Annotated in this window: 24 protein-coding genes and 2 pseudogenes; 14 read left to right on the forward strand and 12 right to left on the reverse strand. The window is 45.4% G+C overall.

Annotated features, from left to right (window positions below; genetic code table 11):
- The first annotated feature begins 35 nt into the window (after positions 1-35).
- From JCM14374_RS02200 to JCM14374_RS02220, 5 genes are read left to right on the forward strand one after another with little or no spacing between them, the layout of a single operon-like run.
- Positions 36-584: an RNA polymerase sigma factor gene (locus JCM14374_RS02200; protein WP_054692899.1), complete on the forward strand. Its 549-nt coding sequence runs from the start codon at positions 36-38 to the stop codon at positions 582-584.
- A complete protein-coding gene (locus tag JCM14374_RS02205; RefSeq protein WP_054692902.1) occupies positions 538-1,602 on the forward strand; it encodes a zf-HC2 domain-containing protein in 1,065 nt (354 codons plus the stop codon). Before JCM14374_RS02200 ends, JCM14374_RS02205 begins: the two co-directional genes overlap by 47 nt.
- Positions 1,603-1,633: 31 nt before the next feature.
- The gene (locus tag JCM14374_RS02210) at positions 1,634-2,527 is read left to right on the forward strand and encodes an ABC transporter ATP-binding protein (protein ID WP_054692906.1); all 894 of its coding nucleotides are present in this window, start codon (positions 1,634-1,636) and stop codon (positions 2,525-2,527) included.
- A gap of 36 nt (positions 2,528-2,563) precedes the next feature.
- Positions 2,564-3,169, forward strand: coding sequence for an ABC transporter permease (locus tag JCM14374_RS02215; protein WP_054692909.1), 606 nt, complete (start codon positions 2,564-2,566; stop codon positions 3,167-3,169).
- Entirely contained in the window at positions 3,159-3,398 is a 240-nt protein-coding gene (locus JCM14374_RS02220; RefSeq protein ID WP_054692912.1) for a hypothetical protein, read from the forward strand. Before JCM14374_RS02215 ends, JCM14374_RS02220 begins: the two co-directional genes overlap by 11 nt.
- Before the next feature lie 207 nt (positions 3,399-3,605).
- On the opposite strand, the gene JCM14374_RS02225 is transcribed toward JCM14374_RS02220, so the two are convergent.
- The 7 genes from JCM14374_RS02225 to JCM14374_RS02255 all read right to left on the reverse strand — a co-directional run bounded on the left by JCM14374_RS02225 (position 3,606) and on the right by JCM14374_RS02255 (position 10,265).
- On the reverse strand, positions 3,606-4,982 hold the full coding sequence (locus JCM14374_RS02225; protein ID WP_054692916.1) for an acetyl-CoA hydrolase/transferase family protein: 1,377 nt from the start codon (positions 4,980-4,982) through the stop codon (positions 3,606-3,608).
- A 309-nt stretch (positions 4,983-5,291) separates the two neighbouring features.
- Positions 5,292-6,671: a sigma-54 interaction domain-containing protein gene (locus tag JCM14374_RS02230; RefSeq protein WP_054692919.1), complete on the reverse strand. Its 1,380-nt coding sequence runs from the start codon at positions 6,669-6,671 to the stop codon at positions 5,292-5,294.
- A gap of 116 nt (positions 6,672-6,787) precedes the next feature.
- On the reverse strand, positions 6,788-7,540 hold the full coding sequence (locus JCM14374_RS02235) for a phosphate ABC transporter ATP-binding protein (RefSeq protein ID WP_054692923.1): 753 nt from the start codon (positions 7,538-7,540) through the stop codon (positions 6,788-6,790).
- Complete coding sequence (gene pstA / locus JCM14374_RS02240; RefSeq protein WP_242848782.1) at positions 7,537-8,385, reverse strand: phosphate ABC transporter permease PstA; 849 nt, start codon at positions 8,383-8,385, stop codon at positions 7,537-7,539. The genes JCM14374_RS02235 and pstA overlap by 4 nt, the downstream gene beginning before the upstream one ends.
- Positions 8,382-8,615: an ABC transporter permease gene (locus JCM14374_RS14305; RefSeq protein ID WP_054692926.1), complete on the reverse strand. Its 234-nt coding sequence runs from the start codon at positions 8,613-8,615 to the stop codon at positions 8,382-8,384. The genes pstA and JCM14374_RS14305 overlap by 4 nt, the downstream gene beginning before the upstream one ends.
- Entirely contained in the window at positions 8,603-9,280 is a 678-nt protein-coding gene (locus JCM14374_RS02250; protein ID WP_054692929.1) for a PstC family ABC transporter permease, read from the reverse strand. Before JCM14374_RS02250 ends, JCM14374_RS14305 begins: the two co-directional genes overlap by 13 nt.
- A 70-nt stretch (positions 9,281-9,350) precedes the next feature.
- Positions 9,351-10,265 (reverse strand): phosphate ABC transporter substrate-binding protein, encoded by a 915-nt coding sequence (locus JCM14374_RS02255; protein ID WP_054692932.1) that lies wholly within the window; start codon positions 10,263-10,265, stop codon positions 9,351-9,353.
- A gap of 207 nt (positions 10,266-10,472) precedes the next feature.
- Here JCM14374_RS02255 and JCM14374_RS02260 point away from each other — a divergent pair, with 207 nt between their 5' ends.
- A complete protein-coding gene (locus JCM14374_RS02260) occupies positions 10,473-10,997 on the forward strand; it encodes a DUF1648 domain-containing protein (protein WP_054692934.1) in 525 nt (174 codons plus the stop codon).
- 197 nt (positions 10,998-11,194) lie between these two features.
- Here JCM14374_RS02260 and cls read toward each other — a convergent pair whose 3' ends face one another.
- Positions 11,195-12,538 carry a cardiolipin synthase gene (cls, locus tag JCM14374_RS02265; protein ID WP_369397272.1) on the reverse strand — a complete coding sequence of 448 codons (1,344 nt, stop codon included), beginning with the start codon at positions 12,536-12,538 and terminating at the stop codon, positions 11,195-11,197.
- Positions 12,529-12,648, reverse strand: a pseudogene (locus JCM14374_RS14310) (hypothetical protein); the annotation flags it as partial. The gene cls and the pseudogene JCM14374_RS14310, both read right to left, overlap by 10 nt.
- 365 nt (positions 12,649-13,013) lie before the next feature.
- On the opposite strand from JCM14374_RS14310, the pseudogene JCM14374_RS02270 reads away from it, so the two are divergent.
- The 5 genes and pseudogenes from JCM14374_RS02270 to hbs all read left to right on the forward strand — a co-directional run bounded on the left by JCM14374_RS02270 (position 13,014) and on the right by hbs (position 17,976).
- Positions 13,014-14,373: pseudogene (locus JCM14374_RS02270) on the forward strand (TrpB-like pyridoxal phosphate-dependent enzyme).
- A 125-nt stretch (positions 14,374-14,498) separates the two neighbouring features.
- Complete coding sequence (locus JCM14374_RS12985; protein ID WP_083453819.1) at positions 14,499-15,218, forward strand: tRNA (adenine(22)-N(1))-methyltransferase; 720 nt, start codon at positions 14,499-14,501, stop codon at positions 15,216-15,218.
- On the forward strand, positions 15,202-16,317 hold the full coding sequence (locus JCM14374_RS02280; protein ID WP_054692940.1) for a Nif3-like dinuclear metal center hexameric protein: 1,116 nt from the start codon (positions 15,202-15,204) through the stop codon (positions 16,315-16,317). The genes JCM14374_RS12985 and JCM14374_RS02280 overlap by 17 nt, the downstream gene beginning before the upstream one ends.
- Positions 16,318-16,414: 97 nt before the next feature.
- The gene (locus JCM14374_RS02285) at positions 16,415-17,440 is read left to right on the forward strand and encodes an HD-GYP domain-containing protein (RefSeq protein ID WP_054692942.1); all 1,026 of its coding nucleotides are present in this window, start codon (positions 16,415-16,417) and stop codon (positions 17,438-17,440) included.
- A gap of 203 nt (positions 17,441-17,643) precedes the next feature.
- Positions 17,644-17,976 carry a non-specific DNA-binding protein Hbs gene (hbs, locus tag JCM14374_RS02290; RefSeq protein ID WP_054692946.1) on the forward strand — a complete coding sequence of 111 codons (333 nt, stop codon included), beginning with the start codon at positions 17,644-17,646 and terminating at the stop codon, positions 17,974-17,976.
- Positions 17,977-18,036: 60 nt separating this feature from the next.
- Here hbs and JCM14374_RS02295 read toward each other — a convergent pair whose 3' ends face one another.
- Positions 18,037-18,528, reverse strand: a complete 492-nt coding sequence (locus tag JCM14374_RS02295) for an acyl-CoA thioesterase (RefSeq protein WP_054692950.1) — start codon at positions 18,526-18,528, stop codon at positions 18,037-18,039.
- Between the two features lie 176 nt (positions 18,529-18,704).
- On the opposite strand from JCM14374_RS02295, the gene JCM14374_RS15555 reads away from it, so the two are divergent.
- From JCM14374_RS15555 to JCM14374_RS02305, 3 genes are read left to right on the forward strand one after another with little or no spacing between them, the layout of a single operon-like run.
- The gene (locus JCM14374_RS15555) at positions 18,705-19,085 is read left to right on the forward strand and encodes a potassium channel family protein (RefSeq protein ID WP_369397270.1); all 381 of its coding nucleotides are present in this window, start codon (positions 18,705-18,707) and stop codon (positions 19,083-19,085) included.
- A complete protein-coding gene (locus tag JCM14374_RS15560; protein WP_369397271.1) occupies positions 19,076-19,360 on the forward strand; it encodes a cation:proton antiporter regulatory subunit in 285 nt (94 codons plus the stop codon). The genes JCM14374_RS15555 and JCM14374_RS15560 overlap by 10 nt, the downstream gene beginning before the upstream one ends.
- A 26-nt stretch (positions 19,361-19,386) precedes the next feature.
- A complete protein-coding gene (locus JCM14374_RS02305; protein ID WP_054692956.1) occupies positions 19,387-20,706 on the forward strand; it encodes a TrkH family potassium uptake protein in 1,320 nt (439 codons plus the stop codon).
- A 25-nt stretch (positions 20,707-20,731) separates the two neighbouring features.
- Here JCM14374_RS02305 and JCM14374_RS02310 read toward each other — a convergent pair whose 3' ends face one another.
- Both JCM14374_RS02310 and JCM14374_RS13935 read right to left on the reverse strand, forming a co-directional pair.
- Positions 20,732-21,724, reverse strand: a complete 993-nt coding sequence (locus JCM14374_RS02310) for a potassium channel family protein (protein ID WP_054692959.1) — start codon at positions 21,722-21,724, stop codon at positions 20,732-20,734.
- A 372-nt stretch (positions 21,725-22,096) separates the two neighbouring features.
- Positions 22,097-22,195 (reverse strand): ATP-binding protein, encoded by a 99-nt coding sequence (locus JCM14374_RS13935; protein WP_278279216.1) that lies wholly within the window; start codon positions 22,193-22,195, stop codon positions 22,097-22,099.
- Positions 22,196-22,207: the final 12 nt, after the last annotated feature.

The following is a 22,207-nucleotide window of genomic DNA, read 5'->3' on the forward strand; positions in this document are numbered from 1 at the left end:
TATATATGACGAACTTCACAATAGGGGGGAGTCATTTGGGACGCCTCAACCAGGATCAAGCGCTTGAATTCTATAATCAGGAATACCCCGCCCTGTATCGTTATGCCTTGTACCTGTGTTCGCAACGGGAAACGGCGGAAGAAATCTGCCAGGAAACATTCCTGCGCTGGTTCAGGCTGGACAACCAGGGTGAGATAGAGTATCCGCGGGCCTGGTTGAAAAAGGTGGCCGGCCGCCTGGCTATCAATTACGGCAGACGGCACACCTTGATTGCCAGTCATGAGATACTGCAGGATCCTGAAACAATTAGCCGGGAAAATAATACCGAACAGCAGATAGAACGTCTTGAAGTAGAAGATATCCTATCTCGTCTGTCCTGGAGGGATCAGATACTGTTGAAAATGAAGATGGCAGGAGAATCATATCAAAGCATAGCGGAGGCTCTGGATATAGCCCCGGGTTCGGTGGGAACGCTTCTGGCGCGGGCTATGACTAAGTTTAGGGAAGAGTATATGGGAAAGGAGGGGGAGCATAACCATGAAATGTCAGGACGAAGGAAAACTTCTACTATATCTGGAACATGAACTGTCGGCTCAGGAGATGAGGATAGTTCAAATCCATGTAAATAGCTGCCCCCGCTGCGCCCGCAGATTGATGGAAATTCAGCAGGCCCTTGCGTTTGGCCAGGAAAAGCTGCAGCCAATTCTTGAGAGTATGGAAGTAATAGAGCCAAGAGGACAGGATCGGGTGTGGCGTAAGATTCAATCAAGTTTAAAGAAGGATAAAGGAGGATTTTTCAGCATGAAAATGAAACGTTGGTCAGCGGTTGCCGCTTCAATAGTGCTGGTGGGCATGATGGCATTTTTGCCTTCAGTGCGGATGGCAGTGGCCGATTTCTTACAGGTTTTTCGGGTGGAAAAATTGCACAGCATCAGCATCAGTCAAGATGATATCCAGCAAATACAACAGGCCCTGGAAAAGGGTGATCTTAAACTGGACATAGCCAGTCTGGGCGAAATCCGTACAGATGGACCGGGTGAAGAAAAAACCATACAGGCTGCTGAACTAAGCCAGCTTTCTTTTCAGCCCCGCTTGCCGGCTGCCGAAGCCCAGAGTATAGAATTGCAAAAAGTACCGACAATGTATATTACTCCAAAAGTCAAAGAAGTAAACCAGATTCTGACTACCCTGGGAAGTCAGGCATTATTGCCGCAAAAACTAGACGGGCAGACTGTGGTTGTAAAAATGGGTAATTACATCAATGCAACATATTCAGAATATAGGGTATTCGTAGGCCCGGCTCCCGAAGTGCATGTCCCGTCAGGAGTAAATGTACGCGAAGCAGCCGCAGCTCTGGTGAATCTGCCTCTTTGGCCGGAAACAGTCAAACGGCAGCTGCAGGCCGTGGATGACTGGGAACATACTCTGGTAATACCAGGAGAAAGTGTAGAAAAAATCAAAGTTCGCGGGCAGGAAGCAGTTCTGGTTACAAACAACGGTCATCCTTCTCTGATGTGGGAGGAAGAGGGACTTATCTACTCGCTGGAACCTTTGCTGGGTCAGCATCCAGACCTGCGGGAAGTAGCTGAAAGCTTGCAATAGCTGGCAGAAATATCATTACTGGAGATTGGATATGCTGCTTGAAGCCAGAAACATAACCAAATATTACGATTCTATTTTAGCTTGTCATGAAATCTGCCTCTCCCTGGGGGAGGGGCAGGTTTTTGGTTTGCTCGGACCCAATGGCGCCGGGAAAAGCACCCTGGTTAAAATCATGCTGGGTTTGGTTCATCCCAGCAGCGGAGAGGCTGTTATCAAGGGGCGTCCGGTTAGTGAGGTTAAAAATCGCAAAAATATAGGTTACCTGCCCGAATTGTTCCGTTTGTATGGCTGGTTGACAGCCTATGAATGGCTGCGTTTTAATGCGAGGGTTTATGATATACCGGCAAATCAGGAACGTCAGGCTATTGAACGCACTCTGGAACTAGTCGGGCTCAAGGGAAGGGAAAAAGAAAAGGTCGAGGGTTATTCCAAAGGTATGCAGCAGAGATTGGCCCTGGGAGCAGCGTTGATTCACAGACCTGTTCTGGTGTTCTTGGACGAACCCACATCAGCATTGGACCCGGTAGGCAGAATAGAGGTTCGAGATATTATTTCACAGCTTAAAGCAGAAGGCACCAGTGTTTTTTTAAACAGCCATCTTTTAAGTGAAGTGGAGATGACCTGCAGCCATTTGGGATTCATCCGTAAAGGTAAGATGGTGGCCTCAGGAAAGATTGAAGATTTCATGCAGGAAAGCCATGAGATCCAGATCGAGGCTGAGGGGGTTCCGGCAGAACTCCTGCAGCGATGGGAAAAGCAGGGGCGATTGCTGCAGCGAAATGGTTCAAACTTTAACCTGTTGATAGATCACCGCCAGGAAATTCCCGAAATTATTGATGAATTAAAAGGCTGCAAAACGCGGGTTTATCGGGTCGACACTGTTAAAGGCGGTCTGGAACAGGTTTTCCTGGATCTGATGAAGTGAGAAGCATTGGCCTTATAGATTTTGACGGGGGTAAAAATGAAACATATTTTCAGGCTTACTATAAAAGAAATCGCCAGTAAACGCTTGTTTTATTTGGGTTTGGTTTTTACGCTTATGTACCTGGGGCTTATCGCCCTGGGCGAATACTATGCTGCAAGGGATATGAGCCAAGGACCGGTAAGCAGCATGATGGTAACCGTATGTTACCAGTTTATGTGTTTAGGCTGGTATATCTCAACCTTGATGATTGGAACCCTGTGTATTGCATTGGCCAGTGGAAGCCTGTCCCGGGAGATAGAAAGCGGAACCATACTGGGTTTGGCCTCCCGCCCCCTGGGAAGGGGTTCAATACTTATCGGCAAGTTTACTGCTTATTTATCTGTTATGGTTCTCTACAGCGTCATTTTGCTGCTGGCCATCTCCCTAATCAGCAGTTACTATTTTAAAATGCCCCTGGAAACCCTTTCGATGATTAAAGGCATAGGGATATTCATAATGTATCCTATGGTGCTGCTGGCTTTGACTTTTTTTCTTTTCGGCCAGCTTGAGTACTATGGCGGGCGGGGTAACATGTTTTATGCTCCTCATCGTGGCCATTATCGGAGGCTTTATCGAGCAGGTGGCTGCAATTATGCAGAGTAAGAATCTAATTAATGTGGGAATCCTGAGCAGTCTTATTAATCCATCTGATTCGGTTTACCGGCTGGCGATCAGTACGGCCAGCGGCAAACTGGGGCAGGGTGTATTTAATGGATTTGATCCTTTTGGTGCGGCCCTGGTACCCAGCGGCTGGATGACTCTGTATACCGTTATTTATATTACCGCCCTATTGATCCTGGCCTGGCGGAATTTCTCCCGCCGCGATTTCTAAGCAAACAAGAACCCTAAAAGAATATCTGCTTTAACTATATAACTAATAGCTTGTTGTTATTTACATATCATCTGCTGGAACTTATTAAGGATCAAAAAAAATGGACAGGATATTTTAACGTTTGGAAGTCAATATATAAAAAAAGGCCTTGGTTTATAGAAAACCAGGCCTGGCCAGGGAAATTTTTGAGGGGTAATCCCTTAATATCTAAGCATAACAGGCAATCTTGTTGCTGGGCTGCCAGATTTTCATCTCTTCAGCCGCTTTTACCAGCTCATCACGAAAATCAGGGTGGGCGATATTAATTAACGATTCAGTTCTCTCCCATATGGAACGCGCTTTCAAGTTTACCTTTCCATATTCGGTAACAACCCAGCTCACCATGGTGCGGGGAACCGTAACCGCAGCCCCGGGTGTTAAATATGGCTTAATGCGGGAGAGCATTTTGCCGTCTTTGTCGGTAAAAGTAGAAGAAAAAGCCAGGAAACTCAATCCTTCCCGAGATTCAAAAGCGCCGATAACGAAATCAAGCTGGCCGCCAGTACCGGAAATCTGTCTTAAGCCGCTGGATTCCGAGCAGACCTGACTCAACAGGTCAATTTCCAGAATATTATTTATGGAAACCATGCGATCATTGGCTCTGACCCTGGCCGGATCATTTGTATAAACAACCGGACAGGAGGCCAGACGGGGATTGTCGTGCAGAAAATCATAGGTTTCCTTAGTGCCCAGTGAAAAGGTATAGGTTGATTTAAAGCGGTCTACGGCCTTTTTAGCATTTGTGATTTTACCTGCTTCATACATAGCCACATAGGCATCACAGAACATTTCGCTCTGGATACCCAGATCTTTCAAGTCTGATTCAGCCAGCATCATACCGATGGTGTTAGGCAGAGCGCCTATTCCTAACTGAATACAGGATCCATCCTTTATTTCCTCGACAATATATTCAGCAATCTTCTTTTCTGCGGCAGATGGCGCTGGTGATGGAGGGGTGGTAAAAATCGGAGTGTTAGAACCCTCAATGATATAGTCTACCTCACTGATGTGGATGCTTTCCTCAAAACCGCCCAGGCAACGGGGCATATTGTCATTAACTTCAACTATACGGATTTTGGCGTTTTTACCCATTGAGTAATTATGAGAACTAGCCAGACCGAAATTGAAGCACCCGGCTCCATCCATAGGAGAAACCTGTGCTACCCATATATCCACCCAGCGGTGCTGGTAACAGGGATTGTATCCAATATTGTTGGCTTCATGGTAACTAAATGGGTAGTGAATACATAGCCCCAGGTCTGACATTTTACGATCCAGGGCAGTAAAATACCAGCTGCCGTAATAGAATGATTTGTGCTGCGGGTCATTTTTAACTACTTCGGGGATGGGCAATACGCTGCCGGTTGCTCTTATATTAACATTTGTCAAACCCTCTTCTCCGGCTCTTGCCCCCAAGGCGCGGTCAAAGTCTACCGGTTTGGTGGCAAATTGTCCATACTCAATGACATCGTTGGCATGAACTAACTGCGCAGCCTGTTCCGCAGTAATTCGTTTGCTTCTGTATTCATCCAGATACGTCCTCATATTTTTTGAAACCCCCTTTTATTTCTCTGGCTGTTTATTAAGCAATAATGGTGCCAGGCAGGGGCGAAAAGCGTAAAAAAGATAAGAGATGCAGCCAAATAGGTAGTTGGTATATATTGCTGAAGGGATTGAGGGTTAAGATCATCTGCCTATTCTCACAGCAATATGTTGCGTTTAATCAACATTCAAAGAGGGGATGATTAATAGGAAATGAATAATAAACGCGCCTGGGTCGTAAGGAGAGAAAGAACGTGGTTGACAAAACAAGGTGTTGCGATAAGACAACAAAATGTTGATAAAACAAATCCATTATTCGTTTAGCAGGTCATATTTCTTCATTTTGGCCCAAAGAGAAGTGCGATGAATGCCCAGTATCTGTGCTGCCTTATTCCGATTCCAGCGCACAGATTTGAGAACATTGGCGATAAACTCCCGTTCGACTTCATCCAGATGCTCCTGTAAATTCATGCTGGCAGGTTCATGTTTCTGGTTTATGAACCGGGCTGATTCGTTAGGGATATGGTTTATCCTGATGATATCTGATCCCGCATTTAAACAGGCTCTCTGGATAACATTGCGAAGTTCGCGAACATTGCCTGGCCACTCATAATTTGCAAATGCCTGTAATACGCGCGGGTCGATGCCGGATACGGCGGTTCCCAACTCATAGTTGCAGGTATTGATAAAATGCTCGCTTAGCAGGGGAATATCCTCCAACCGTTCTCTTAAAGGAGGTATTCTTAAGAGCAGGGCGTTAATACGATAAAGCAGATCAGGACGGAATTGCTTTTTTGCCACCATTTCTTCCAGATTGGCGCTGGTAGCACTGATAACCCGGGTGTCAACATAACTGACTTCAGTTCCTCCCACACGGTCGATTTCTCCTTCCTGCAGCACCCGCAGCAGTTTAGCTTGAACGTGGTTAGGGAGTTCATTAATTTCATCCAGAAATATGGTGCCGCCATGAGCAAGTTCGAATTTACCAGGACGGCCTCCTTTGCGGGCTCCGGTAAATGCTCCTTCCTCATAGCCAAAGAGTTCTGATTCGCTGAGGTTATCTGGAATACTGGCACAGTTTACCCGAATAAAGGGACGGTCACGCCTGGGGCTGGCCTGGTGTATGGCATGGGCGAATAGCTCCTTGCCGGTGCCGGTTTCACCGGTTATCAGTACCGGGGCCTTGTTCTTGGCCATTTGTTGAGCATGGCTTTTGGCGTTAACAATAGGCAAACTGGTTCCAACCAGAGCGTCAAAGGAATAACGTGCTCCCGAGAGTTTGCGAACCTGCGATTTATAATATTCCAGTTCCTGATCCAGGCTTTTCATACGTTTGGCAAAACTCCGGGCTTCATCCATGTATCTGAAAACGCTTACTGCTGCCGCGCCGATGATCCGTCCATTTGATGTTATCGGTACCCGGGTTACAAATACGGTTTCTTTGCCTGCTTCCCATAACTCGGCGAAAATAGGTTTGCCGGTTGCCAGGACTTCCATCATGCGGCTCTTGGGAAAAACCTCCAGGACATGCTTGCCCTCTACGTCCTCTCTATTAAGCCCGCATACTTCTGCATAGTTTTCCGTAATTGTAATGATCTGTCCCTTTTCATCTACTATTAAGGCCCCGTCAAAACCATTGAATATAGTGCTGATTATGTCAACCGTTTTTTTGGGAATTCTGGCCAGCTTCATCAAGCAATCCCCCTTCATCTATCAGAGGTGTCAGGTTATTACTTAATACATACCATAAAAAAGACTTTGCCGCAAAAGACAAGCAGATGGTAATAAAATAAAGCGCGATCAAGCGATTAACCGAATAAGCCGCTTACGAAGTCACGGGTCCTGGCCTGTTGCGGAGAGGAGAAAATATTTTCTGCAGCTCCTGCTTCGATAAGCTGTCCATTTAGAATGAAAACGATTTCGTTTGCAATCCTGCGTGCCTGTGCCAGGTTATGGGTTACTATTATTACGCACAGTTCCGATGCCAAACCACGCAAAGTGTCCTCCACCTGTTGTGTTGAAGCGGGGTCAAGACTGGAGCAGGGTTCGTCAAGTAAGAGCACCCGCGGTTCTACAGCCAAAACCCGGGCTATAGCCAGTCGCTGTTTTTGCCCGCCTGATAAGTGGGAGGCCGGTCGCTGCAGCCGGTCCTTAACCTCTTCCCAGAGACCCACCTTGCGCAGGCAGCTTTCTACCAGTTGATCCTGTAAAGCCCGGCGGCGCAAACCATAATAACGGGGCGCAAAGAGTATATTTTCACGGATATTGAGCGGCAGAGCCACAGGAGTCTGAAAAACCATACCTGCCTGGCGCCGTACGGTATAAGCATCCAGGGCGAATATGGAAGTCTCGAACAAATGAATATTTCCGGTGCAGCTGTAGCCGGGTTCCAACTCGGCAGTGCGGTTTATACTGCGCAGCAAAGTGGTTTTCCCACAGCCGGAAGGACCAATTATGGCGGTAATTGCCTTGCTGGAAAAAGTTAAAGATATGTTTTGCAGTACGTCCTGCTGGCCGTAGCGGCTGCTGAAGTTTGTGATTTCTATGGCTGTGTTTTTCATCCTGCCTGTTTCCTTTCCTGCCAGCTTCTCAGATAAAGTGCCAGAGCATTTATTAACAACAGTAGTATTAACAGTACCAGAGCTGTGGCATAAGCCTGCTGCATCGATACATGTTCATTAAAAAGGATATAGAGGTGATAAGGCAGAGCCATGACGGGCTGAAATAGACTTTGCGGAGCAGGAGCCACGATAGCGGCGGCGGTTACCATGATGGGAGCGGTAGCTCCGGCGGCATAACCCATCGCCAGGAGAAAAGCGGCCAGGATCCCGGGCACAGCCTGGGGAAGAATAATCCGTCGCAGGCTGTAGGTCTTTGAGACACCGAGAGCAGCAGCTGCCAGGCGGGTTTGAGAATCTACTGCTCCAAGAGCTTCTCGGATAGATACGACTATAACCGGAAAAATCATTAAAGCCAAAGCCATGCTTCCTGCCAGCAGTGATATGCCCCAACCCAGTCTGACCACACATAGGGCATAAATAAACAACCCGGTTATGATGGACGGGACCCCGGCCATACTCTGCAAGAGCAGGTTCATCAACCGGCTGCTTCTTCTCTGCGGACCGTATTCGTTTAAATATATGGCGGCAAAGAGTGCGGGAAGACCTGCTGCCAGCAAAGCTATAGCCACCAGCCACAAGGTGCCCATTAGAGCAGGCAGGATGCCTCCTTCGCTGCCCAGAGGGGAACCCTGGGGACGCCCGGTGAGAAAGTCAAGACTTATAAACGAACCTCCCTTATTGAAAAGGTAAAGGATAATACATCCCAGTATTATTAGTACGATAATTGCAGAAAACCATAGACCGAGAATAAAAAGTTTATCCCGCAAATACATGTTTTTTATCAAAAGGGTTTCACCCCTTTTTCGTCCGGCCCCAATAAGCGGTTTATAAATAGATTTACCAGGATAACAACCATCATCAAGACTAGGCCTGCAGCAAATAGGGCCTGATAATGAAGGGTTCCAGGTGAAGCGCTGCCCAGTTCCAATGCAATCAAAGCCGGCAGCGGTTCTCCTTGATTAAACCAGGAACCAGGCATAAGCATAGTATTGCCTGCCATCATTAAAACCGCCATAGTTTCTCCGGCTGCCCGTCCAAAGGCCAATACCAGCGCAGCATCATACCCCTGCGAGCCGCAGGACACAAAACCTTCACTACATAATAAGGTCTTGATACACCTAAAGCCAGACTGGTATGGCGATACTCGGCAGGAATTGATCGAAGCGCAGCTTCACTGTTTGCGGTTATAAAGGGCAAAACCATGATGGCCAGCACTACCGAAGCGGCAAAAAGCGACTCGCCGCTGGGCAAATCAAAGGAGACTTCAAAAAAGTTTACCAGTATGGAGGCGCCTAGAAAACCATATACAACTGAGGGAATCCCGGTAAGAAGGTTAAGCACCGGGCGTATTACAGCCGCCAGCAACCTGGGAGCGAATTCAACCATAAAAACCGCACAGGCAAAACCAAGCGGCGCAGCCAATAGCAATGCCCCGCCAGACACCCAAATGGTGCTTACCAGCATGGGAGCAACCCCCACCTGTGGAGAAACTGACAGAGGCAGCCAGGTTTGACCGCTGATAAATTTCCAAACTCCAACCTTGGTCCATACCGGCCAACTCTCCAGCAATAGGAAAAGCAACAGAGATGCCAGCAATAAAACACAGAACAAGGCGGTAAGAAAAAAGATCAGCCCCAGACCAGCATCGGTTTTACAGGACTTATGTTTCAGTGCCGTCATACAAGTAACCTCATTTAAAATTAAAAACAAGGGGCAGGAAAACCAACCTGCCCCTTAAGAGAAGGAGTGATTATTTAGCAGCCTTAATATAGCCCATTTCCTCAACTACAGCCTGGCCCTTTTCCGAGCTAAGATAATCTACGAACAATTTCTCGCGGATATCAAACTTATCTTTGCTCAGTACCAGCAGGGGGCGGCCAATAATGTATCGGCCCGATTTGATATTATCCAGGGTGGGAGCTACGCCATCTACGCTAATCGGCACCAGTTTATCTGGGTTCTGATTGACCAGCCCTGACGAAACATAACCGATTACGTCAGCGTTATCCATAATCTTGGCTGCCAGGGCGCCCATGGAGGGAATCTGCTGAGCTTTAGGCGAGATAGGAGTTCCTTTCATAACCGCCTTGTCAAAAACCTCGCTGGCGCCGCCGCCGATATCTCTGACCGCTACTACGATTTCTTTATCCGGCAGTTTGGGGTCCAGCTGCTTCCAGCTCGTTATTTTGCCTGAGAAGATATCTTTTAATTCCGCGCTGGTAAGATTAGGTTTTACCTTTGCCGCAGGGTTCTGCGGGTTGACCGCGATATCCAGAACATCCGAACCTATTTGTACTATTTCTCCTTGAGCAAAGGGGGCTTTTTCATCATCCTTCAAGCTCTTGGAAACCAGGCCGATATCAAAGGTTCCGTCCTGGGCCGATTTTAAACCGAAGCCCGAACCTCCTGTGGAAACAAAGATAACTATAGGTTCTTCTGGCAGACTGGCATCTACCTTGTTCCAGGTCTTGAATTCTTCCGTAAAATTATCAGCGCATTTGGCTACTATAGGAGCGAGGGTGCTGGAACCGCCGATCTTGATCGAAGTTTTCTGAGGCTCGGCTGGCTGCTTGTCAGCTTCGGGTGTTTGTTGGGTGCAGCCGGATACCAGCAACGCAATTAATAAGGATACGAGCAATAAACTGATTAGAGACCTTTTCTTCACTATCATTCCTCCCTAATAAATATTTTCCATTTGTATTATAAATAATAAAATGTCAGATTAAAAATAACATTTAGTAATATATAATTATTGACTCGTATTTTGTTGTTCATTTAATAATTTCTTGCAGTCAGGATATTTATTTTGATAATAATGATCTGCTAGTATAATTTAACATGAAGAAATTCACCATTAGGGAGGGCAATCATAATGAAGAAAGGAAATCTCTCTAAAAATAAGAGACCGATTTTTAAAATTGCCAATTCACCGTTGGACTGGCTGGGTGAATTCCTGGCCCTATTGGGAATTTTGATAATGGCGGGAGCCATAGCCAGGTATTATCCGCAGCTTCCCGCGACTATTCCCACCCATTTTAACGGCGCCGGTCAGGTAGACGGCTGGGGAGGCAAAAATACCCTGTTTATGATGCCCGCTCTTGGCATACTGCTTATTTATCTGCCCATGACCATAATGCAACGCTTTCCCCAAATCTATAACTACATGTGGGCGATTACAGAGGAAAATGCCCGGGTTCAATACCAGATGGCCCGAACGTTTATGATATGGTTAAAGACTGAAACCGTCTGGATGTTCACGGTGATTTCCTGGTACACGATTCAGATGGCCTTGAAAAACTACCATCAACCCAACATCAATTATTTCGTTTTCCCTATGTTGGCGATAATGGCGTTTACCATCGCTTTATATATGTATTTGGGGAATAAAGCGAAATAGGACAGATACGGCACAATCATGCGGTTAATCTGCACCGTTTATTGAAGGCTAGGGATTACAGGCCAGGAGAGATGGTACTGGCTTAATGCGGTCGGTTTTAATCGAGGGCGGAACCAACGCCTCCTTTTAAACATTTGATTTTGAATCTTTGTAATTATATAAAGTGTAATGAATTTGGGGCAAGAACGCCAATTTGCCTACAGTATGGGTGACATTAGCCGGAACAGACCTTCCTTGAATCTGACGCGCAGAGGTCTGGAAAAATAGACTTCGGGGGTAATTTCTACGCAATCATTAATATCGCGCAGGAACTGTTCGGTTAACTGCTGGCCGATATCCTGATCATATATGAAAGCGTTTATTTCGAAATTCAAATCAAAGCTGCGGATATCCAGGTTGGCAGTTCCAACAGTACAAGCAAAACTGTCACATACTATGGTTTTGCTGTGCAGAAACCCGCGCTGGTACATATAGCAGCGTACGCCCGCTTCCAGCAATTCTCCCACGTATGACAATGAAGCCCAATAAACATAGAAATGATCAGGTTTGGCAGGCAACATTAACCTCACATCGACACCAGAGAGGGCGGCGATTTTAAGAGACTCCAATATGCTGTTGTCCGGAACAAAATAAGGTGTTTGAATATAGACCGTTTGGCGAGCTTTGCTTACAAGTTTGATATAGCCGTTTTTGATGGCTGAATAGGTCAAATCGGGACCGCTGGATACTATTTGTACCGCTAAGGTGCCTTCTCCCGGTTCGCGTTCGGGAAAGTACTTAATTATCTGCAGCAAGGGATCTTGAGCAGCATACCGCCAATCCAGCAGGAAGCGCATTTCTATGGCGTCAACTGCGCTGCCCTTAATGAGCACATGACTGTCGCGCCAGTATCCAAAGCGATGTGACAGTCCCAGGTATTCATCCCCGATGTTAAAACCGCCTATATAGGCTTCTTTGCCGTCAACAATGCAGATTTTGCGATGGTTGCGGTAGTTAATGCGCAGGTTAATATAAGGCAAAAATGGTTTGAAGAATACGGCACTTTTTCCTCCGGCCCGATTAAGTTTATGAAAAAAATTGCGCGGCAGGCGTATACAGCCCATTCCGTCATAAAGAAATTTAACTTCTACTCCCTCGCTCGCTTTTTCAGTGAGCAGTTTCATTACTCTCCGCCCCAGTTTGTCATTGCGTATAATAAAAAATTCGATATGAATATAGTTCTGGGCTGTTTTCAGGCTAGCCAGCATCTGTTCGAAGAGTTCGTTGCCATCATCAAAAACCGTTACCTGGTTGTCCTGGGTTAAAAGCGACTGATTGCTGTTTAACTGCAGGTGGATGAGGTCCTGGTATTCCTTAACTCTGGGATCACGGCAGACCAGGCTGTTGGTGTGTATACTGGCTTCCTGCTGGGCCAGGACAGGTAGCAGTTCCTGTTCTTCTTCTTCCTTAAGGTAAAAAATCTTCTTCTTGCGCAGCTTTGCCCCAAAAACACATAAAAAATAAATCCAATTACAGGCATAAAGACGAGCAGGAGAATCCAGGCCAGGGTAGCGGTTGGGTTGCGCCGCTCGAAGACCACTACTGCCAGAACCAAAAACAGGTTTATGAAGAATATTATGTCGACAATTCTCCAGGCAAAATCCGCAGGCATAACATCCTCCGTTACTTGTGAACTGTGGTTATTTTTTTTAATATCTAAAAAAAATGCTAAATTGTAAAGGTAAATTTAATGTTGGGAAAAACGCAGTATTGGATAAAAGTATTCTTCTGAGTATTGGCGGCGCTACAATACACCTACGCTTTAAGATTGCTTGCCATTTAGCAAGTCAGAAAATTTTCTATATAAACACCAGAAACGACACGGTGTAGAGAAAGAAGAACATTATAAATGGGAGGGAACGGAAATGGGAGGCGCCATAACTATATACTAAACGGTTACCTGCTTGTGTGACCGTTTTGCTTGTGTTACAATTTCTTTCAAATAAAAATTTAAAACTAGAGAGGAGATAAGCGGAGATGAGCAGAGATGAGCTCACTAAAATTATGCTTCCCGAAGAGAAAATTCCCAAGTTCTGGTATAATGTCCAGGCAGATATGCCCACCCTTCCGCCTCCAGGACTGAATCCTCAGACCATGCAGCCCCTGGCTCCGTCTGACCTGGAACCGATATTTGCCAAAGAGTTAATTATGCAGGAGGTTTCACAGGAGAGATGGATTGAGATTCCTTCTGAAGTCAGAGATTTGTATAAGCAATACAGACCGTCGCCTTTGTTTCGCGCGCGTCAGTTGGAAAAAGCCCTCGATGTGAACTCCAAGATATATTATAAATACGAAGGCGTAAGCCCTGTAGGCAGTCATAAGTTTAATACTGCTCTGCCGCAGGTTTTTTATAATAAAATCCAAGGCATAAAAAGAATTGCCACCGAAACTGGAGCAGGTCAATGGGGAACGGCCTTATCTCTGGCTTGCAAGCTTTTCGGGTTGGAAGCCATGGTATATATGGTCAAGGTGAGTTTTTATCAAAAACCATACCGGCGTTCTATTATGGAAGTCTATGGCGCCAAATGTGTACCCAGTCCCAGTAATCTAACCGAAGCCGGCCGCAGTCCTGGAGAAGAATCCGGACAGCAATGGCACTCTGGCTATTGCCATCAGTGAAGCGGTAGAAGACGCGATCAAAAGAGATGATACCAATTACTCGCTTGGCAGTGTTCTGAATCATGTATGCCTGCACCAGACAGTTATTGGCCAGGAAGTAAAAATGCAGCTGGAAATGGTGGATGATTATCCTGATGTAGTTATAGCCTGCTGCGGGGGTGGAAGTAATTTTGCAGGGATTACCTTCCCGTTTATCCCTGATAAAATAGCCGGTAAAAATATAAGATTGGTAGCAGTTGAACCTGCTGCCTGTCCTACATTAACCCGGGGCGTGTTTGCTTATGATTATGGCGATGTAGCCGGCATGACTCCAGCTAGTATGATGTATACCCTGGGCCATGATTTTATGCCTTCGGGAATTCATGCGGGAGGTTTGCGTTATCACGGCGATTCGTCCCTGGTTAGCCAGCTTTATCATGATGGCTTGATTGAAGCCGTAGCGGTCATGCAGAATCCTACCTTTGAAGCGGCGATGCTGTTTGCGCAGACCGAATCAATAGTACCGGCTCCTGAATCTGCTCATGCTATCAGAGTGGCTGTTGATGAAGCATTGCAAGCTAAAAAGGAAGGGGTAAGCCGGACTATAGTATTTAACCTGAGCGGGCATGGATTCCTTGACCTAGGTTCGTATGACATGTATCTTTCCGGGAAAACGGAAGACGTGGCACTATCCGATACTGAACTGCAGGAGAGTCTGAAATCTCTTCCCCGGGTTTAACAGAAAATAAATAATATTTGAAACAGGGGGACGTTCTTTGTGCTTGATTTAAAAAGTGAAACACAAAGAACGTCCCCCTGTTCCCTGTTTGTGTCTGCTTGCGATTAAGTTTGTATTCATAGATAATGAGGAAAAGCTTAATCGGGGGATTTCATGTTGACCAAACGCTTATTGGCTGTCAGTCAGTTTGTTTCACGCGATACATCATTGGCGGATATCGGTTCGGATCATGCTTTACTGCCCATTTATCTCCTGCAACAAAATCTGGCGCAGCGAGCATCGTCAGTGAACTGGGGAACGGGCCTTACGAGCGTTTGCGCACCGCGGTTGCCGAGAGTGACTGCAGCAGTTTAATAGAAGTCCGACAAGGAGATGGTCTTCAGGTGTTATCTCCTGGTGAGGTCCATACGGTTGTCCTGGCTGGTATGGGCGGGGATACCATGGCTGCTATTCTGGCTTTTGACAAATCAAAAACCGCTTCATTTGCAGAGTATGTTTTTCAGCCCATGAGTAAACCCTATGTATTGCGCCGGGAAATGGCCCGGCAGGGCTTAACCATAAATCATGAGCTTGTCATAAAGGAAAACCGCAAATATTACGTAATTATTCATGCAAAATATCAAGGCAGGGTCTTTCAGCTCAGCGATTTGGAAGCGGACATCGGGCCAATAATTCTTTATAACAAAGACCGGCTGGATAGAGAGTACCAGATGCAATGGTTAGAAAAATACCGGCGGGTTGTGGATAATGCGAGAAACGCACGGAACAACCCAAAGATAAATATTGAAGCATACTATGCTAAGATTGCGGAATTGGAGGGATTGATAAATGCAGGCCAGGGTTAAGGACATTATAGCCATTTTAGAACAGCATTTCCCGCCTGAATTAGCTGAATCTTGGGATAATGTCGGGCTTCAGATAGGCTCTCGGGAACAGAAGGTCAAACGGCTGATGACAGCTCTGGATATTGATAATGAGGTTTTACATCATGCCCAGGCGGAAAAAATCGATTTGATTGTTACTCATCACCCTCTTTTCTTTAAGCCATTTAAGAAAATTGATCTTGATACTCCATCTGGGCGAATAATAGGCGAGCTGATCAGAAACAAGATAAGTGTTTATTCGGCCCATACCAACCTGGATGCGGCTGAAAACGGCTTGAATCAGATACTGGCAGAGAAACTGGGTCTTATTAATATTGAACCTTTGTTTCCGGCCGTGCGTGATGAATTGTTTAAGATAGTGGTGTTTGTTCCAGTAAGCCATGCAGAGATGGTGCGCGAAGCCATGAGCCGGGCTGGCGCTGGCTATATAGGAAACTATTCCGACTGTAGCTTCCGGGTTCGCGGCACGGGCAGTTTTCGCCCCGGCGCGGATGCACACGCTTATATCGGCACGCCGGGTATTTTAGAAGAGGTGGATGAATATCGGCTTGAAACCATTGCATACCGAAAGGACATAAATACAATATTGAAGGCTATGTTTGACAGTCATCCTTATGAAGAACCCGCTTATGATTTGTACCGTCTGGAAAACGAAGGCCGCAGTTATTGTCCAGGCAGAAAAGGCCTGCTGCCCAGGGCATGCAAGGTGAGCGATTTGGCGGAGATGATTAAAGAGTGTCTGGGTTTGGACAGTGTGCGCTTCACGGGGTTGCCGGAGAAAATAGTGAGAAAAATAGCGGTTGTCAGCGGCGCGGGGGCAAGTTTTACTGGCGAGTGTGTAAAACAGGGGTGCGAAGTGCTGGTTACGGGCGATTTAAAATACCATGAAGCTCAAGATGCGAAGGCTGCAGGTCTTTCTATAATAGATGCCGGACACCAGGGAACAGAACAAATCGTAGTTCCGTTCCTGGATGAATTACTGTCAAATGCCTGCAAACAGCGGGGTTTTGATATAAATATTATTACCGCCAGGTTAACAAATTGTTTTTATAATGTATAACAGCTGTAATTTATTGAGCAATAAATTAAAGGAATAATAAGTATTTTGTAGAATAGAATAGCCATGTGCAAAATCTGAAATATTTGAGGTGTTGGCTGTGCTGAGGATAAATATAGGCAGTCTGAAACCTGGAGTTAAGCTGGGTAAAGATATTTTTACATCAAATGCCCAACTTCTTCTTCCCGCTGGTACAGTAATAAGTAATGAACACCTGCAAAGTTTTAAATCTCGAAATATTACCGAAGTTTTTATTATGGAGGCCAGCCCCAAACTCAAATCAGAGAAGAAATTTGATGATGTCTATAGCGATTCGCTGACGGTTGTAAAATCGTTTATGTTGGAAGCCAAGCTGGGTAAACCGTTAGAGATGGATGAAATAAGCGATACTACCAATTTGCTGTTAGAACAGGTTTTTGACGCTGGTGACCTTTTCCGCCAAATGAGGCTCATGAAGGATAAGGATGATTACCTGTTTACCCACTCTGTAAATGTGGCCCTGCTCTGTATTTTGATAGGCCGCTGGCTAAATTATGACAAGGAAACTATTAAGGAACTTGGTGAAGCGGGACTGGTTCATGATATAGGCAAGGTTTTTATTCCCGATCATGTCTTAAATAAACCAGGCAAATTAACCAATGACGAATACGAAGAAATGAAGAAACATACAGTGATGGGGTACAACCTGCTGATTCAGAGCGAAGCGGTCAGCAATAATATTGCGACTGCTGCTTTAATGCACCATGAAAGGGCTGACGGGTCAGGATATCCAATGGGCAAAAAAGGTTATGATATAGGGCTTTGCAGTTCTGTTGTGGCTGTGGCTGATGTTTATGACGCAGTTACCTCCACGCGGGTTTATTCCACCAAGCGTTCGCCGTATATAGCGGCAGAGATTCTTTGGGAGGAATCCTTTGGCAAGCTGGACCCACGTATAAGCAAAGTTTTTTATGACAAGGTTACGAATTTCTATGTGGGTAATGAGGTGCTGTTGTCAAATAATGAACGGGGATTGGTAATATACGTTGACCCGACTCAACCGACTCGCCCGGTCGTAAAGGTCGGAGAAAAATTCTATGATCTTAACAAAGACCGTTCTCTGACGGTAATGGAGATTATTGATTAGTTACGCTATGAAATGGAGTTTATCTTATAAAAGTCCCGTAAATTAGGGAATCCGATGCATAAAGTCAGACTAAACTGGCAATATATTAGTATAGCAGCCCCAAAAAGAAAAAAAATTCAAAAAAATTTTTTAAATTAGCAGGAATTGCCCTTTTTTTGGGGAATGTAAAATATGGTTAAATTAACTTAAAGGGAGGACTTGTCGTGAACAAATCGGAACTTGTGAAAGCTCTGGCGGAAAAAGCGGAAATTACCCAGAAAGACGCTGCTAAGGCACTGGATGCAATGGTTGACACCATTCAGGCTGCTCTGGCCAAGGGAGATAAGGTCCAGATTATTGGATTTGGCAGCTTCGAAGTTCGTGACCGCAAAGAGAGAAAGGTCATCAGTCCTGCTACCGGACAGGAAATTAAAGTTCCTGCCACCAAAGTACCGGCATTCAAACCTGGCAAATCTCTCAAAGAAGCAGTTGCAGTAGAAGTTAAGGCCGCCAAAGGCAAAGCACCCAAAGCCGCTGCTAAAGGTAAAAAGAAATAAGAATTTGAAAAAAACGCAGGAGGTATGCCTGACGGTATACCTCCTGCTTGGTTTTCTGCTCTAATATAGCGAGATCCAGCACATTTGCGGGTTGGCCTTTCGTTCCTGTGAACGCAGGCGGCCAGCTTCAAATTCCTGTTTTTCCAGTTCATTTTCCAGTATCAATGGCGGGACCTGAGCGGGTTTCATGTCCTGTCCTAAAGCAACAAAAGTAAAATACGCTGTCATACAGCATTGCTTGGTTCCCTGAAGGAGGTCTTCAGCGTCTATGCTAACAGCGATTTCCATAGAATGATTGGAGACATAAGTCAGGTTGGCATGACATGTAGCCAGGTTGCCCATGAAAACGGGGGCATGAAAACAGATATTATCAATGCCGGCCGTAACAACGATACTGCGCGAGTGCTTTGTGGCGCAGGCGCCGGCACAGTTATCCATCATCTTTAACAGTTCGCCTCCATGTGCTGTTCCCGCAGGGTTGGTTTGTGAAGGCAGGATAATCTGGCTTAGCGTGGTAGCGGTTTCTGAGATAGATTTACCTTGTAATTCCATTATAGGGTCACCTCCTATTACAAAATATTCTAAAGAAGTTTTAGAGGGTTTTCAATAAATATCCGTTAAATGGTTAATAAAGAAGAATGATGCCAAAATAATTGATAGACTTGCAAATCCAGAGTGCTATAATAACAGTTTAGAAATGTGAGATTAGCTGACAGGGAGCAATCGATATGAAAAACAAACAGTTTGCCGTTATTGGCATAGGCCGTTTTGGAGAAAGTCTTACCAGGGAACTGACCCGCATGGGTTATGAAGTCCTGGCCATTGATGTGGATGCTGAAAGGGTAAATGATGCGATTGAATATGCTACACATGCTGTCCAGGCCGATACCATGGATGAAGCGACCTTAAAAGCTTTGGGTATACGCAATTTTGACGTGGTAGTGGTTTCCATCGGCAGCAATGTGCAGGCTAATATTTTAACCACAATAATGCTGAAGGAAATGGGCGTTAAAAAAATTATAGCTAAAGCTCAAAATGCGCTCCATGGCAAGGTTTTGGAAAAAATCGGGCTGATTTGGTCATCTATCCTGAACGGGATATGGCCATAAAGCTGGCGCGTTCTCTGGTATCCGCCAACTTCCTGGAGCAGATTAGTTTGTCGCCTGATTATGGCATCATTGAATTTTTTACTCCCCAGGCTTTTGTAAATAAAACCCTGGCAGACATCGGTCTCCGTAAACGTTTGCGTGTTACCATTTTGGCAATCCGGCGCGGCAAAGATATCATCGTAGCTCCAGCCCCCGAAGAAAAACTGCTGAATGGAGATGTTCTGGTTGCATTGGGCAGCAATAGCGGATTGGAACAACTCCGTGCCATAGAATAGATTAGTGTGACGAGAGGGTTTAATCCATGGGGTCTAAAAAGATAAGCGCCGCCCAATGGCTGACTTTAAGCTTTCTCATATTAATATTGTCCGGAAGCATATTACTTTATCTCCCCTGGGCTTCGGCTGATGGTCATACCAACTATATCGACTGCCTTTTTGTGGCTGCTTCCGCTACCTGTGTCACCGGTTTGGTGCCTGTAGACACAAGTACGAACTGGACCCTCTTCGGTCATATAGTCATCCTGCTGCTTATTCAGGTGGGAGGACTGGGGGTAATGGCCTTCGCGGCCTTTTTTGCCTTGCTGTTAGGACAGAAGATCCAGCTCCGTCAAAGGCTGGTTATGCAGCAGGCTATAAATGTATCAGCAGTAGGTGGTGTAGTCAGGGTTTTCAGGTATCTTCTCAGGTTCACTTTTCTGGCTGAAGGTTTAGGCGCATTGATACTGACATTACGCTGGTCTGGTGATTTTGGCTGGGCCAAAGCTGCCTGGTTCGGCGTATTCCATGCCATTTCTGCCTTTAATAATGCAGGATTTGATTTAATGGGAGGATTTAAAAGCTTGACCGATTACAGCGGCGATGTAACTATTAATTTGGTCATTTCGGCACTGATTATCCTTGGCGGCCTGGGTTTTTATGTTACATATGAACTGTACAATTACCCCCGAAAACGATGCTTATCTATTCATTCCAAGGTTGTGCTGATCATGACCGCGGTACTAATTCTTGTCGGTACATTGCTTCTGTTTATAGGTGAATATAACCATGCCCTGAAAGGAATGCCGCTAAACACCAAAATTCTGGCATCTTATTTCCAGAGCGTTACACCGCGTACAGCCGGGTTTAACACAATAGATATCACCAAATTATATCTAACTTCCAACCTGGTTATTATTTTACTAATGTTTGTGGGGGCCTCGCCTGGTTCAACCGGGGGAGGCATCAAAACATCAACATTTGCGATCATATGGCTGGCTATTTACAGCCAGCTGCGCGGGAAAAAAGACACCGAGATTTTCGAACGCAGACTGGAAAACCAGGATGTTATGCAAGCCTTAACTGTGTTTATGTTGTTTACGTTTACCCTGGTAATAATGACTTTCCTGGTTTCTCTGAGTCATCAGCATGACCTGGTGAAGGTGCTTTTTGAGGTTGCTTCTGCGTTAGGCACAGTTGGTTTGACCCTGGGCCTGACTCCTGACCTCACTGTCATGGCAAAGGTGTGGATAATAATAACCATGTTCTTAGGAAGGGTAGGACCGCTGACTTTGGGATTTGCCCTGGCATATAAGGAAAAACAACCTGAAATACATTATCCTATAGGCAAGATTATGATTGGATAAAACAACTGAGACAGGTAAATTATATCTACATTGCTGAAGCCGATTCGATTTTTTCGAGTTCGCTGCGCGGACCGACCAGAATCAAGGTATCGCCGGCACGAATATGATCGTCTCCGCGTATATTCATCAGAACTTCATTCGCCCGGATTATGGCTATGATAGTAACCTTCCTGTCATTTCCGAATGCAGACCTGATCGGATGGTCAACAAGCGAAGAAGAAGAAGTAATGTGCATTTCCTCCAGCTGCAGCTGCTGGTTGCTGGAAGTAAACAGCGTGTCTACCATATCAACCGTAACGGGTTTGACCATAGCCATGGCCAGTTGATATCCGCCGATTTGCGTGGGGGAAATAACCTTATCAGCCCCGGCTCGAAGGAGCTTCTGGATAGTTTCGGGTCTTTCTGCGCGGGATACAATTTTTAGACCTGGGTTCATGTCACGTGCACTCAGGGTGATAAAGAGGTTAAAGGCATCTTCTGGCAGAGCACATACGATACCTCGTGCCCTTTTTAACCCCAAGCTCAGCAGGACTTCATCCTGAGTGGCATCACCGTGTACCACCAGGTAATTTTCACTTTCTAAAGCATCAATTATCTCCTGATCATGATCTATGAGAACAAACGGAATGCGTTCTCCTTTTAGAACCTGAGCGACACTGGCCCCAACCCGTCCTGCACCGCATACAATAATATGATTTTCAAGTTTTGCTATTTCTTTCATTACCTTGTCACGTTCCATAACTCTTCTTACCTGTCCTTCCACCAGAATTGTAATAATGGTCATAAGGGAATAGGTTACTATCCCCACTCCTGCCAGTAAAATCGTGAGCAAAAAAGCCCTGCCCCCGGCAGTCATCGGCACAATGTCGCCGTAACCGGTGGTAGTAATGCTTACCAGGGTTACCCACAGGGCATCAAACATGGACCAGTGTTCAAAATAAGCCAGTCCCATTGTGCTTATTAATGTTACCGCCATTAGTGAAACAACAGCGGTAATCAGTTTAAGTTTTGCTTCCAAACCAGGACCCCATCTACTTTCGTAATAGTTTATTGTCGTTTTTTGCTTTTAAATTCAATTATATCAAAATACTAAAAATGTGCCATTAATATGGTTAATGCTTGGGGATATTTTAACGATAAAATATTGGAACCATAAAAAACGGGATTATTGATGAAAATTATGACATTATGCCCAATCTTAATGATATAATTATGGAAAAGCGTGTTGTATAATGTAAAAATGACATACAACATGCTAAATAGTGTAGCAAATCCATACACAGGCAGTTATTAACAAATACACTGAACTCAGAAAAACAGGCAATTATTGTGTTTGGCAAGTAGAAAATGCAACAAACGGCAAAAAATAAATGCAGCACCCGGGATGGTATTACTGTTTAATTATGGAATGCTCCAGTCGGTAACTTTTGCCGCTGAATACTAATAAGTGACTGTAATGGACCAGACGGTCAATAATAGCACTGGTCAGCTTTTCATCAAA

The organism is Syntrophomonas palmitatica JCM 14374, from assembly GCF_001311885.1.
In the GTDB taxonomy this organism is placed as follows: domain Bacteria; phylum Bacillota; class Syntrophomonadia; order Syntrophomonadales; family Syntrophomonadaceae; genus Syntrophomonas_A; species Syntrophomonas_A palmitatica.

What these genes read in the sequence shown, in the direction of transcription:
- JCM14374_RS02205 (WP_054692902.1), top strand. Translation starts at nt 538, where the DNA reads ATGAAATGTCAGGACGAAGGAAAACTTCTACTATATCTGGAACATGAA.
- JCM14374_RS02210 (WP_054692906.1), top strand. Translation starts at nt 1,634, where the DNA reads ATGCTGCTTGAAGCCAGAAACATAACCAAATATTACGATTCTATTTTA.
- JCM14374_RS02215 (WP_054692909.1), top strand. Translation starts at nt 2,564, where the DNA reads ATGAAACATATTTTCAGGCTTACTATAAAAGAAATCGCCAGTAAACGC.
- JCM14374_RS02220 (WP_054692912.1), top strand. Translation starts at nt 3,159, where the DNA reads ATGCAGAGTAAGAATCTAATTAATGTGGGAATCCTGAGCAGTCTTATT.
- JCM14374_RS02225 (WP_054692916.1), bottom strand. Translation starts at nt 4,982, where the DNA reads ATGAGGACGTATCTGGATGAATACAGAAGCAAACGAATTACTGCGGAA.
- JCM14374_RS02230 (WP_054692919.1), bottom strand. Translation starts at nt 6,671, where the DNA reads ATGAAGCTGGCCAGAATTCCCAAAAAAACGGTTGACATAATCAGCACT.
- JCM14374_RS02235 (WP_054692923.1), bottom strand. Translation starts at nt 7,540, where the DNA reads ATGAAAAACACAGCCATAGAAATCACAAACTTCAGCAGCCGCTACGGC.
- JCM14374_RS14305 (WP_054692926.1), bottom strand. Translation starts at nt 8,615, where the DNA reads ATGGCGGTTTTAATGATGGCAGGCAATACTATGCTTATGCCTGGTTCC.
- JCM14374_RS02250 (WP_054692929.1), bottom strand. Translation starts at nt 9,280, where the DNA reads ATGACGGCACTGAAACATAAGTCCTGTAAAACCGATGCTGGTCTGGGG.
- JCM14374_RS02260 (WP_054692934.1), top strand. Translation starts at nt 10,473, where the DNA reads ATGAAGAAAGGAAATCTCTCTAAAAATAAGAGACCGATTTTTAAAATT.
- JCM14374_RS12985 (WP_083453819.1), top strand. Translation starts at nt 14,499, where the DNA reads ATGAGGAAAAGCTTAATCGGGGGATTTCATGTTGACCAAACGCTTATT.
- JCM14374_RS02280 (WP_054692940.1), top strand. Translation starts at nt 15,202, where the DNA reads ATGCAGGCCAGGGTTAAGGACATTATAGCCATTTTAGAACAGCATTTC.
- JCM14374_RS02295 (WP_054692950.1), bottom strand. Translation starts at nt 18,528, where the DNA reads ATGGAATTACAAGGTAAATCTATCTCAGAAACCGCTACCACGCTAAGC.
- JCM14374_RS15555 (WP_369397270.1), top strand. Translation starts at nt 18,705, where the DNA reads ATGAAAAACAAACAGTTTGCCGTTATTGGCATAGGCCGTTTTGGAGAA.
- JCM14374_RS15560 (WP_369397271.1), top strand. Translation starts at nt 19,076, where the DNA reads ATGGCCATAAAGCTGGCGCGTTCTCTGGTATCCGCCAACTTCCTGGAG.
- JCM14374_RS02305 (WP_054692956.1), top strand. Translation starts at nt 19,387, where the DNA reads ATGGGGTCTAAAAAGATAAGCGCCGCCCAATGGCTGACTTTAAGCTTT.